We start from the raw sequence: 12,312 nt of genomic DNA, 5'->3' as shown, positions 1-12,312 counted from the left end.
GCTGGTGAGGAAAAGTCCAATCTTTTTGAGTTTTTTAGGTTGCTTAAAAACCCGATCTGATTCGAAACTTTAAAGGGCTTTTATTCTAGTGAAAGAATTGATCGTCAATTTACAAGGCAAACTGGATTCCTTACTCGGGAACACTTTCCGAGAAAAAACGGATCCTTTACTTCGAAGTGAGCCTCATAAAATTCTACTCGATGCCAGAGACTTACAAGTTTGGGACGAGAACGGATTACTTTCTCTTAAAAATTCTTCTCTCGCTCATTTGAGTTCCCAATACGCTGCCTGTGGATTGTCCGAAAGTCTGATGGGAGATTGGAACCGACTTGGACTCCGAGAAAAAATTCCGTATTTCAAAACTAGAGAAGAAGCAAAATATTATCTAGTCTCTGGTCAAAATTCAGTTCCGGGTTTTGAACCTAACGAAAGTACTACGGCCTGTCCCGCTTGTCTCCAGATTTTGAGAGTTCAGGGAAAAGGAAACTACCGTTGTCCGTCCTGTGACCATACCTTCTACCTGACCGCAGACTATAGAACGGCTAGTTACGAGAAATTATTCTAATCCATTCGGAAATAAATTTCCAAATTTTATAGGCTTGCCAGAAAAAATTCGGACTGGTGCTGTTACTATTATATGGGTACACAGACTTCTGACAAGCATGGTTTCGGACAAAAAATCCTAGATCTTACTCTAGTTCTTCCGAGATTATTTTATTCCGGAATACGGGCAAAACTCGCCTGGTTCACAGGGAGTCTGATTGTTCTGACCATTCTAATCCTTTCCTTTATTTATGTAAGGCAACAGACCGAGATCCTCACAGACAGTTATGATAGGGAAGCCGCTATTTCCAGAAAATATATCTCTTCTCTTGTTCTGGAATTGGATAATATTTCCCAAAGTTTGATCCGGATCGAAGAATTTCGCGACCGGGTTAGCAAACAGACTGAAGCATTAAAAAAGTATAAAACTACCAAGACCGTAGTTCAGGAAAAGAAGGTTTCCTTTTTCGGGATCAAGACCAGTCTATTCGGTGCCTTAGGAAAAAATACGGTCCGTAAAACTTTGGATACATATTATTCCGCCTATCTTTCCAAAGATGATATACAAGTTTTAGAAAAGAATATCCGACTTCAGTTACAACAAGGCGGAGAAGAAGTAGTTGGAGATAAAGAATTCGCACGTCTCCAAGCGATGGCTAAAAAATTCGTATTCACAGATAGAGAAGCCGGCCAGATCAGAAAACGTCTAGGCGAATTAAAAGAAAATCAAGAAAAGCCGGATCATACAGAGATCTCAGCTGCCGAAGAAGAACTTCGTAAAAAATCACTTTCCGCTCGAAAGCTCAGATCTGATTTAGATGAGCATATAGTTTCTATTCTTGCAGATTCCAAAAAAAGAAAAATCAAAGAATTGGGATTGGATACTGGCAGATTTAGGATCCAAACATTTCCAGTTTCCGGGATCATTCCAGGAGAAGCATCCGAACCAACATTAGATACAAAAATTTTTGATTCAGAATCTTCTCTCAACCAAGCTCCTATGGAAGAAAATTTGGAAGAAGGATTAAAGTCCGCACTCAGTTCTCTTTTAGAAGGAGCTGGAGTTTTAGGGGAGATCCGTCCCACTTCTTTCCAACAAAATGGATTGGAATTGCAGGCTTTATATTCTCCTCATTTTAGAAATCCGGCTTCTACTGAAAGAGCCAAACTTTTAGAATCCAGAAGAAATACATTCGGAGCCTGGACCAATTATTTAAGAGAAGAACAGGAAATTCTATCAGAACTTTCTAAAATTCCTCCTATCTTAGAAACCAGACTTAAGGAATTGAAGGAAAAAAAACCTCCGATCCCACCATTTAAAGATAAAGAATTTAAGAAGCAATATACGCAGTATGCCGCATTAGTCCGTAAAAGAAATTTATTATACGCAACTTATCTTCGAAACAATCCCCCTAAAGAAGAGGAAGAACTTGAAGTAGAATCTTTTGGCTCTATCAGAGATTCGGCTTTAGAAGATCAGATCTTACTTAGATTCAGACCGGATGGTTCCGATTACGGGAAATCTGTTCAATCGGAAGAAGGAAAAGAAACTTTCCACAAACGTTGGAATTCCGTCAGAGAATGGATCTATTCTGGAGAAAGTGAAACTCCCACTGCAAAATTAAAAGCGCTCTTTCCGGACGGGATTATAGGAAACAGTAGAACGGAAGCAGAGCAGATCCTTTGGAAATTAGACTCGACACCTTTAATTGCAGAAACATCCGAAGATCTTCCTACAGTTGTGTTGGCTTCCAATTTTTCAGGTGTGATCCGAACTGTAGTAGATAGAACGGAAGGTTTGGAATCCATTCGCCGTAATAGAGACAGAGCAGTACTTTCCGCATTAGGGATCTGCGGATTTTCTATTTTCTTAGCAGTGTTTATCTCAGGTTTCGTGGTCACTAAGATCAAACGTTTGATCCGAAACGCGGAACAAGTTGGAAAAGGAAATCTAAACGTAGAATTCGAGCAGGGTGGAAGTGACGAATTTGGGAATCTTTCAGTAGCACTGAATCAAATGGTGACCGGTCTTAGGGAAAGAGAGAAGATCAAAGGTATCTTAGGGAGTATGATCGATCCAGTTGTGATCGGAGAGGCGATGAAAGACCTTGCCGCTCTCAAAAGAGGTACTGAAAAAAGGGTCACAGCATTCTTCTCAGATGTAGCAGGATTTTCTAATATTAGTGAAAAGTTAAGTTCTGTAGAATTATCCGAACTTCTGAACGAATATCTTTCCGCAATGACTTTGATCTTAAAAGATCATGATGGAGTTTTGGATAAGTATATCGGGGATGCGATTGTAGGAATTTTTAACGCACCTGTGGATGTAGAAGGGCATTGTTTAAAAGCGACTCGTGCTTCCATTAAGATGTTGGACAAATTGGAAGAATTACGATCCGGTTGGAAAAAAGGCCAAAAATATATTCCAGATGCAAGGGATATGCAGATCCGGATCGGTCTGAATACCGGACTTGCAAAAGTCGGATTCATGGGAACCGACGCTCTCGCATCTTATACTATGATGGGGGATACAGTAAACCTAGCGGCTCGTTTGGAAGCTGCCGGTAAAGATTATGGAGTTTCCATTTTGGTTTCTGATTCAGTTCATTCTGAAATTAAGGATTCTATTTTTACCAGAAAACTAGATTTAGTTCGAGTAAAAGGTAAGAATGAACCTGTGATCTTATACGAGGCGATCTCAGAATTGAAAGGTGTTGCTTCTGCTAAAAAAGAAATCATCGGTTTATATGAAGAAGGTTTAACACTATACTTGGATCGTAAATGGGATGCTGCCGTTAAAAAATTCAAAGAATCCGAAAAGGCAAAAGGTAAAGAGGACAAAGCTGTCCAGTTACTTGTAGAGAGATGTAATGAGTATAAAAAAACCCCACCTCCAACTTCTTGGGATGGAGTTTATACTCGCGATCATAAATAACCTTAACCCAATTTAAAACCGGTTAATCTTTCAAAGCGGTTTCGGAGGGAATATTCTAAAAGTTTTTCTTCCGAAACCAAAAATGCAGATCGTTTTGCTCTAGTGATCGCAGTATATAAGATTTCCTTCTTAAATAGTTCCAAGGAAACTTCTTCCGTATTCAGATCAGCTGGATCCGGAGGATAAATAATAAAAACGGAATCATATTCCGAACCCTGGGATTTGTGAACTGTGATCGCAAATGCAGGTTCATGGGGAGGAAGAGTATCCAATGCAAAATCTCGGATCTCTCCTTCAATAAAAAATAAAGCTCTGAGTTCGTTTCCTCCATTCGGAGTTTGGACTTCTAAAACGAGACCTGTGTCTCCATTATAAACTCCTCTCACTCTATCATTTTTTGTGATTAGTATAGGAAGTCCGGAAAAATAAGTTTTGTTCCCGATCTGTACTAAATTTCCTTTTTTATGGTGAAGGATAAGTTCCGTTAGTTCTTTATTGATAAATTCACTTCCGAAAATCCCATTCCTAAGAATTGTAAGAATCTTAAATCGATTTAAGTCTTTGTTTAAATATTCTTTCAATTCCTGAGGAGAATTTGGATCAGGAAGTTTAGAAAATATAGGAAGGATCTTATCTTCCGCAGTTCTTTTTAAAAATTCTCTCCATTCTTTTTTATAATCTAATCGGATCTGATAAAAGCCCTTTAAATTTTCCTTTGTCGAACCCTGGAAAATAGAATCTAATTCTAGTGCTTTAGGAAGATTCTCTCGGAATTCCTGTAAAGAAACAGTATCTTTTACACAAAGTTCAGCCGCTTTTGAGATGGAAGAAAATTCTTCCTCTTGTCTGTGGCTTGTTTTTAATTCTATTAAGTTTTCAGAATTTAGTTTCTTTAAAGATCTTACTAAATCCGATAAAACTGCTCCTGCTTCCACACTAGGCAGCTGATTTGGATCACCTAAAAGTATAAACCTGAAATTTTCCGAACCGAATGGTAATGCTTCCATCAATCTATACATCATATGTAGATCCACCATGGACACCTCATCCAAGATGATGACTCGATAGGGGAGTGGAAAATTTTTGCCGTATTTATAATTTCTTTTTCTAGGATTGTACTCTAAAAGCCTATGTAATGTAGAAGTTGCGATCTCAGAGATGGAATCATCCAATGCATTTTTCGTACGAAGATTTGAAATGGTATTTTCTAAGGATTCTTTTAATCTTTGGGCAGCTCTTCCTGTAGGTGCTGCAAGTCCGATATGATTTAGGTCATAACCTAAACGTAAAAGTCCACGGATCACATTCGCTACTACTGTGGTTTTTCCCGTACCTGGTCCGCCGGTTAGAACTAAGAATTGATATTGAAGAGCTTTTTCTAAGGCTTCTTTTTGTTCTCCTTCTCCGCAGAGAATATATTCTTTATTTCCTCTTTTGATAGAGAGTGGATTGGAAGAAATGAGTTCTTTTAAAACTTCCTGCACTTTTTCGGGTTTAGTCCCTGTACCGGTTTTGAGTAAGTTTTCAAAACCTTTCTCTACATCCGTTAATTGATTAAATACTTTAGAAAAATATAATAAATTATCTCTTTTTTTAAATAAAATATCTGAAATTGAATCTTTTCCAGAGAATGGAACAGCGAGATTTCCTGTTTTAGATGCTTGGATCAATAGGAGATTCCAGGAAAATAGAACATCTTGTGGGATACCTTTCGCATAAGGTGAAAATTCCTTGGTAAGAAATCCTGCATATTCTTGATCTAAAATTGTTTCGAGGGATTCTTCTTTCATTCTTTTTCCGCCGAAATCCTATTTTTCAAATCTAAGGTTTCTTTTATTTTTTCTTTAGAAACTTTCACAAATTCAGGATCTATATCTTGGTAAAAAATCCCTCGCCCAGGCCTATTAGGACCTGTTCCTCTGAGGAATACAAAATACATTCCTCCTAAAAGTTTAGGATCGTATCCATTTCCATATTTGAATCTTAACCAATCATCCAGAACCACGGAATAGATCGCCATTTGCAACGAGTAAGATTCTTGAATTTTCTCTTTCAAATGGGCTTCCGAATAAGGATCTTCTCCAAAATCGGAAGAGAGAAGGTTGGACTTCCAATCTAAGATCCAATATTTACCTTCCGAAAGAAATATTAAATCTAAAGTTCCTTTTAACAAATCAGAAGCACCAGTTTGCTCCGGGATTTTTAGAAAGAAATCCACTTCATGCTTTCGTTCAGAAGGGGGAATTTCTGAAAGTGATATGTTCTCTTTGGAGTGAGATAGTGGAGTTCTAAGAGTATTCCAAAACAATTCAGAGATCCTTTTAGCAAATAGTTCCAATTGTTCGGAACCATTTCCATACCCGTAAGACTTTAAAATATTCTTATATGATTTTAGATTATTCTCAGGGATTTGTTTTGTAGATTTTGCATTTCTATAAACATTAAAATCCTCTGTTTCCAGAAGTTGATGGAGTAAGTTTCCCATTTTATTGGAAGAGGGAAGTTCCTCTTCCTTGGAGTCCTCAGGTGTTTCGTCCGTTTTGAATGATCTAGTTTCGGAAACCTGGAATCCGAGTCCTTCCGAAGTAAAAAATGAATCTAAGGAAGAATAACTTTCTAAGATAATTTTTCTTTTTTCTGCTTTTTCCGGCCAGATCTCTATGGAACGTAAAATTTCAGGGCCTTCTTCTTTTGTTGGGCTAGTTGTTAATCCGGAAATAGTCTTATGATCTCTAATCCATTCCTGTTCGTATTTTCCATCCTCATTTTCCCAAAATCTGGCCACAGAAGAATTTTGAGGAAATTCAGAGCTTGCCGCATGAAATGATCTTCGGAATAATTCCAAAGGACGTTTTGGATCGGGTTCTGCTAATAATGGGAAATAAAATTTGTACATTGCCCGAGTTAAAGCAACGTAGTACAATCTTTTATCTTCATTAATCGTATTGAAAACTGAAATCTCTTCCTTATTATTTTCCAGATCTATAATACGTTTTTCGCCTTCTCTATATTCGGAGAATTTTTTTCTTTGTGTACCCCAACCGGAAAATCCTCCGAATAAAAACACGATCGGAAATTCTAAACCCTTACAAGAATGGATAGTGAAAATTTTGACTCGATCCTCTTCAGAATCTTTTTCTAAATAATCTTTTTCATTTTCTTTGGATACCATTTTGGATTCCAAATATGTGATTAGCTCTCCTAAAGTTTGATCGGACTTGGATGCTCTTTCGGTTAAGAAAAAGAAAATCTGTTTAAAGTTCGTGATCTTTCTTTCCCAATCCTGTCTGGACTCCTCCGGAAGGGGAGAAGCTAATTTACTTTCTGTCAAAATGGAACTAAAAAGGCCTGGGAAATCTTTTTTGCGAGAGAATTTTCTCCAGTTCTCTAAAAGCCTTTTTTCTCCAGACTCGATCGGATATTCCTCATAATTTTGCAGATCTTCCGGTCTCACACAAAATAGATCGGATATTAGTAATTTATAAAATGAATCTCTGCTTCCTTCTTCGTCCAAACATTTCAAGATCTCTCTTGCTCGGATTGCCTCAGCCGATCCGAATAATCCGGTTTGTTTGGGATATGTATACGGAATTCCACGAGCTTTGAATTGTCTTTTTAAAAATTCAGAATCATTTTCTCCTCTGACTAAAACAGAAATGTCCGACCAACTTAGTTTTTCGGGGAAAGGATATCCTTCTTTTTTAATGTATACTTCCGACTTCTCGGAAACTATATGAATTATTTCTTCCGCTAAAAATTTGGAGTATTGGTCTTTTAATCGATCCGCATTGCTTTCTTTGGAAAGAGAGAATACATTTAAAGCAGCACGATTACTTTTATCTGAATATAAAATTGCTTTTCCCGGAATTTCAGGAGATTTTACATTCACGTATTCTATAGGTAAAAATCCTGTTTCTTCAATCGGGAACCATTCTCCTTTTTTACTTCCGAAAATAGAATTATAGGATGCAATAAGTTCAGGTAAAGATCTACGATTTGTATCCAACTCCGGATAAACGATAGAAGAGTCTGCAAATTCCCCTCCGGTATCAAATTCTCTTTTTGCAGCTAAATAAGTGCCTAAGTCTGCTCCCCTGAAACCGTAAATGGACTGTTTTGCGTCCCCAATCAGGAAAAGTTTCCCTTCAGTTTCAGAGTTGCTGAATTTTTCTAAGAATAATATTCTGAAAATATTATATTGGTCAGGATCAGTATCCTGGAATTCATCAATAATCCCAAAACGAAAACGTTTCTTTAATTCAGAGACCAACTCCGGATTTTTTTCCAAAGAATTAGAAAGTCCTAAAATCATATCTCCGTATGTGATCGAATTTTCTTCATCTTTGATCTTAACTGAATCTTCTGCAATATCTTCTGCGAGAGAAATTAGGAAAGAAGAAAGAGAAGATTCTAATGTGCTTAAGTTTAAAGAAAGTTTTCGGATCTTCTCTCTTTCTAATGTATAAGAAAGATATCCTGATTCGCCGGTTGCAGTTTTTAACTCTTCGTCGGAAAGAAGAATAGATTCTATACCGGAACTTTCTCCTCTTTTGAGATCCAGTATTTTCTTAAGTGCAAGTGTAAATGGGAAAGGGGAAAATGGTTCTGAAAAATCTAAGAGCTTTTTTAGAGAATCTTGAAATTCCATCTGGCGATTAGAAAGAGCTTTGTACTTATTTGAATTGACCTTCTTTCTAAAAGAATCCTGGAACTCTAAAAATTTGGGAAGAATAGATTGGATTTCCAAAAATACATTTCTGATTGAACCGATCTCAGGAAACTTTTGAGGGCGAGGAAGAAGTTGGATAGAATCAGGAGAAGAAACCTTTTTCACTGCGAGACTGGATACAAAATTTTCCCAAGTAGTTCCTTGGAATCCGTCATTATAAAAACGATTTGCTTGAGAGAGTATAAAAGGCAAAAGTTCTTTAGGATATTTTCCGCTGAACTCATTACGCATTCTTCTATACAATGCTTTCGAAACTGCGGAATACTCTTCCACTAATTCTGAATTTTCGGAGCTACCTGATTCCAAAGAATATTCTTTTAAGATCTTATGAGCGAATCCATGGATGGTAGAAATATAGGCCTGGTCTAAACGAGAAGCCTGGTTTAAAAAATAATCCAGTTCTTTGGATTCTTCTTCGCTTGGGGATTCTATTTTTTCTAATTTCAGGATCGTATTCTTTAACTCAGCACGGATCCTTCCTTTTAATTCAGATGCTGCCTTATCTGTATAAGTAAGTACTAATATAGATTCTATTCCGAAAGGAATTTTATCTGAATCGAGAGATTTCTTAAATGAGTCTTTTAATATTTTCAGAACTAAAAATACAATCGTATGTGTTTTTCCTGTCCCGGCAGAAGCACCAATAAAACCGTTTTTAGTAATATCGATTTGGTCGGCAAAAGAACCGGTCGCGGTTTCCAATTTACTTTTCTGCATAAAAAACCTTTTCCAATGGATGATAAAGTTTTAAGCAGAGATAAAAATCCTTTTCACTTATATAATTTTGAGAGTAGGGCAGAAGTCGGATGATCTCATCCAAATAAATTTCAGGATCGTACTGAACTGATTCTTGCGCCCAAGTTTTATATTCCTCGGAGAGTAAATTTAAATTTTTGGAATCGTTTAGATCAATTTCTGTTCTATCGGGAAAATCTTCCCAGATACCAGGGGAGATTAAAGATGTAGACTGGTTGAGGAATTCTTGAACCAGATCAAAGAGGAATTTTTTACGATATATTCCTCCTTCTTCTCGATTCATATTCGAGATACTAGGCTTATCTCCATACCCAAAAATTGCAGTTACCGATTTGGGAGTGTTTTTAGAAGGAATAAGATCCAGCAAAGATTGGATCAAAAATGGTTCGATTAAATTCTTAAACTTTTTCTTTGAATTCGGATATATAAGAACGAGTGAAAGGGTATCATCCGCTTCCTTTTTTAAGAAAACATCTTCTTTAAGACCGTTTATACTGATTTTAGATACATTCGAAATTTCTAATGGAATCATTGGTAAAGAGAGTAAATTCCCTTTTTTGGTAGATTCTCCGAATGTAAATCCGGACAAAATTTCCGAATCCGAAAGTATTTCAGCGACTGTCTCTGAAATTTTCCCCACCTTTTCCGATTTTGTTAAAAATTCAGCATCTCCGTAAATTCCTCTTGGGATATTTCCTCTTTTCTCCCAAATTGAGAATAGTCCGCTCAAAGAATTTTGGAGTTCTTTTTCGGTCTTTTTCATAGAATAAGACCATAACTCTTTCATAAATTTGAAATTATCCGAAATTCGAAATGGTTCTTCTGTTGCGGTTTCTGCTTCTGAAATTTCTTCCGAGTACAATCGGAATCTTCTCTGCAAATGATAAGAAAGAGGGGATTTTGCAAATCGAACCAGATCATTCCAATCTATAGTTTCCAGATTTGGAATTTCCTTTTTTGCAGGAGGACTTGCCTGGAAATTCCCAAGCACAGTTTTACGATAATATTCTTTATCTTCTTCTTTTCCATATAATAGAGAAGAAGAAAGATCGAAACTTTTACGGAACTTCTCCGCAAACTTTAAAGCGGAACTTTCTTTTTGTATAAAATATTCCTTGCTATGTTTGTTTAATGGGATCTTGATCCTAACAGAAGTTTCAGGAGCTAATACATTCTCCTTTAAGGCTTGTTCTAGCAAAAGTAAGGAGGAAGAAGGAGCAATACTTTCATCTTTCGTAATATCTTCCGCTACAAAAGATAAAACCAGACTTTGTTTTGCAGATAAGATTGTTTCGTATAATAAGGACTGATTTAGCCCTCTTACATTTATATCCCCTTCTCTCGGAGCCAAATGTCTGAGATTGAATGCAGATGTATCGTCTGTTCCGGGAAATAGACCTTCTCCTAAACCCAAAATGTATACATGTCGGAATGGAATAGGGCGCATAGGTTGCAGAGAAGATACCGTAATCCCGCCGGTTAGATATTGGCCTTTTCGGACTTTGATCTCTCCTCCGGTTTGTTTAAAAAATGCCTCTAAAAATTTGAGTCTATCCTTAGAATTTTTTGGATCCCATTGGACAGATCTTAATTCATATAACGAATCTATAATATTCTGTTCCAATTCCATTTCAATCGGATTAGAAGAAGGAGAAGAAAGCAGTTCTCTCAACAAATCGGATAGAGAATCTAAAATTTTTTCCCCTGAAGATTTTGGATCTGATACCAAGGAAGAAAATTCTTCCAATAAAAAAGATACACGTTTCCAAAGCCCGATCCAGGTAGATACCGAATAACCCGCTCCGGAATCGAAAGGGGAGACCGGAAGGTCTTCCTCTTCTTCTGCAGATAATATATTTCCAGCGGCTAAGCGTAAAAAACCTTTTCGGAAAGAGAATGAAAGCGGTTGGTCTTCTGATAGAGAATCGTCTTGGTATAATTCCAAGTCTTCGGATAACCTTGCCCATTCTTCTACTAAAGAAGGTTCTACTTCCCATTTAGATTGGAAGCAAGGATTTCTAAGTAATTTAAAAATATCTGCTCTGGATCTTTCTTTAGAGAGCAGAGTAAATAAGGAAAGTATTCCGCTGATGTATGCGCTTGTTTCTGAGGCGAGTACATCTCTTATACTGTAAGGTAAAGTTTTTATAGAACTGCCGGACTTCTCCCCTAGTTTCGCTTGTATCCCGCCTTCGAATACGAACTCTAAAGCGGCTCTATATTCGGAAAGATCGGAACAGAATATCCCAAAATCGGTTAATTTGGTTTCTTTAGATTCGGATAAGATAGAAAGAATATGATGGAATACTGCTTCTACTTCTCGGACTTTGCCGGGTGCTTCTAAAATTTGTAAACTTTCGTCCGGAAGAAGTCGGGATTGGCTTTTATATTCCGATCGCCCAAGATATTCTTTGAATTCTGATAGAACTGTCCTAGTTTGTTTTTCCTTTTTCTTAGAATGTGAAAATTCTGCGCCCGAGATCTCCCAGGATTTTTTCAAAGAGCGAAATGAGTTTGCCCAGTTTCTGCAGATCTGATTTCTTTCTGTTCCGGAAACTAGTTCTCCGTCTGGAACTCCGAATTGAAAAACTTCTAAATGAATTTCTGGAAGAAGATTTTGAAAGATGGCAATATACGTACTCGAAAGTTGTGATAGTGCAAATAAATATACATTCTTTGGAGAATGTTTTTTGACCTTCGATTCCAAGCCAAGATTTCGCATGGAATATTGGATCAAAGTTTCTTTAGAAAGATCAGAACTTGTGAGATAAGAATAGAGTTCTTTTTGAAAGAAAAAAATTTCGGACTGGGTGGCTACTTCCTCCCAGATATCTTCTCCCGGTAATCTTAGAAGTGAATATTTTTCTCCTAGCCAGTTTCGGATCCAGTCCTGTCTGTGAAGTTCGTAGTCCTTGAAATATTTTGCTAAACGTCCAGACAGATCCAAAAGCCTGACCGGATCTGGAGTTTTTCTTCCGGAAGGTAAAAGATAGTTTTTGAGAATTGGATATTTTTGGAGAAATTCCTGATCCCGGAGCAAGGTCTCATAGATCTGGAATTTTCTGGATTCTCCCTGTAAGAACGGCCTGGATTTTGGATCGATCTCCGGGGAAAATTTTTCGAGAACCAGTTCCTCTAAATACTTTTCCAAGAAAAGAAATCTGATATTGAATACTACACCGAACCTTTGGACCAAATCCAGGTTCAGCCAGGTCTCCATACTTTTGTTCGGGATGATCACAGTCGGAGAATACAACCCATCCTGCCTAGAGATCTCTTCTCTTAAGGATTCAGATAATGCTTCGGACAAATCCGCAAGATTGTCGGAACTATGGACTAGTATGCTCAT

5 protein-coding genes are annotated in these 12,312 nt (G+C 37.2%); 2 read left to right on the top strand and 3 right to left on the bottom strand.

The window, feature by feature from the left end; all coding sequences use genetic code 11:
* The first annotated feature begins 88 nt into the window (after window positions 1-88).
* Both EHO65_RS07635 and EHO65_RS07630 read left to right on the top strand, forming a co-directional pair.
* A complete protein-coding gene (locus EHO65_RS07635; protein ID WP_135773539.1) occupies window positions 89-565 on the top strand; it encodes an STAS domain-containing protein in 477 nt (158 codons plus the stop codon).
* A 72-nt stretch (window positions 566-637) separates the two neighbouring features.
* The gene (locus EHO65_RS07630; protein WP_135773538.1) at window positions 638-3,478 is read left to right on the top strand and encodes an adenylate/guanylate cyclase domain-containing protein; all 2,841 of its coding nucleotides are present in this window, start codon (window positions 638-640) and stop codon (window positions 3,476-3,478) included.
* Window positions 3,479-3,480: 2 nt separating this feature from the next.
* On the opposite strand, the gene recD is transcribed toward EHO65_RS07630, so the two are convergent.
* Genes recD through EHO65_RS07615 form a run of 3 tightly spaced genes read right to left on the bottom strand, consistent with a single transcriptional unit; the run spans window position 3,481 to window position 12,312 of the window.
* Window positions 3,481-5,268, bottom strand: a complete 1,788-nt coding sequence (gene recD / locus EHO65_RS07625; RefSeq protein WP_135773537.1) for an exodeoxyribonuclease V subunit alpha — start codon at window positions 5,266-5,268, stop codon at window positions 3,481-3,483.
* Window positions 5,265-8,924, bottom strand: coding sequence for a UvrD-helicase domain-containing protein (locus EHO65_RS07620; RefSeq protein ID WP_135773536.1), 3,660 nt, complete (start codon window positions 8,922-8,924; stop codon window positions 5,265-5,267). The genes recD and EHO65_RS07620 overlap by 4 nt, the downstream gene beginning before the upstream one ends.
* Window positions 8,911-12,312, bottom strand: a complete 3,402-nt coding sequence (locus tag EHO65_RS07615) for an exodeoxyribonuclease V subunit gamma (protein ID WP_135773535.1) — start codon at window positions 12,310-12,312, stop codon at window positions 8,911-8,913. Before EHO65_RS07615 ends, EHO65_RS07620 begins: the two co-directional genes overlap by 14 nt.

It is taken from the genome of Leptospira andrefontaineae (assembly GCF_004770105.1).
Lineage (GTDB): Bacteria > Spirochaetota > Leptospiria > Leptospirales > Leptospiraceae > Leptospira_B > Leptospira_B andrefontaineae.
Note: the sequence above shows the minus strand (reverse complement) of the source record. Positions and strands in the feature narration are given on the sequence as shown.

What these genes read in the sequence shown, in the direction of transcription:
- EHO65_RS07620 (WP_135773536.1), bottom strand. Translation starts at nt 8,924, where the DNA reads ATGCAGAAAAGTAAATTGGAAACCGCGACCGGTTCTTTTGCCGACCAA.
- EHO65_RS07615 (WP_135773535.1), bottom strand. Translation starts at nt 12,312, where the DNA reads ATGAGCATACTAGTCCATAGTTCCGACAATCTTGCGGATTTGTCCGAA.
- recD (WP_135773537.1), bottom strand. Translation starts at nt 5,268, where the DNA reads ATGAAAGAAGAATCCCTCGAAACAATTTTAGATCAAGAATATGCAGGA.
- EHO65_RS07630 (WP_135773538.1), top strand. Translation starts at nt 638, where the DNA reads ATGGGTACACAGACTTCTGACAAGCATGGTTTCGGACAAAAAATCCTA.